This window comes from Streptomyces sp. CO7 (assembly GCF_053474865.1).
The window spans coordinates 518,110-518,523 of record NZ_JBRIOU010000004.1 but is presented as its reverse complement, the minus strand read 5'-3'; the positions used below and the strand labels follow the sequence as shown (position 1 = coordinate 518,523).

1 protein-coding gene is annotated in these 414 nt (G+C 75.1%); it reads left to right on the top strand.

Features of this window, described 5'->3' with window-relative positions:
- Positions 1-33: 33 nt before the first annotated feature.
- Complete coding sequence (locus ACOV8S_RS15165; protein ID WP_448318354.1) at positions 34-384, top strand: MGMT family protein; 351 nt, start codon at positions 34-36, stop codon at positions 382-384.
- Positions 385-414: the final 30 nt, after the last annotated feature.

The following is a 414-nucleotide window of genomic DNA, read 5'->3' as shown; positions in this document are numbered from 1 at the left end:
GGTGTGTCGGAGGGGTGCGGCAGGATGGGTCGGATGAGTGACGTGGAGCGGTCCGGCGCCGAGCTCCCCGAGTACGCGGAGCTGGTGCTGGACGTGGCGGAACGGATCCCTCCGGGCCGGGTGATGACCTACGGGGACGTCGCCGAGTGGCTCGGTGAGGGTGGCCCCCGCCAGGTGGGGCGGGTGATGGCCCTCTACGGGAGCGCGGTTCCGTGGTGGCGGGTGGTCCGCTCCGACGGCGTGCTGCTGCCCGGCCACGAACTGCGCGCGCTGGACCACTACCGCGAGGAGGGGACGCCGCTGCGGGAGGCCGCCGGCGCATCCGGGGGTTCGATGCCCCGGCTGGACATGCGCCGGGCCCGCTGGGACGGTGCGGCGGGATGACCCGCGTGCGACCGGTCCGGACGGCAGGAC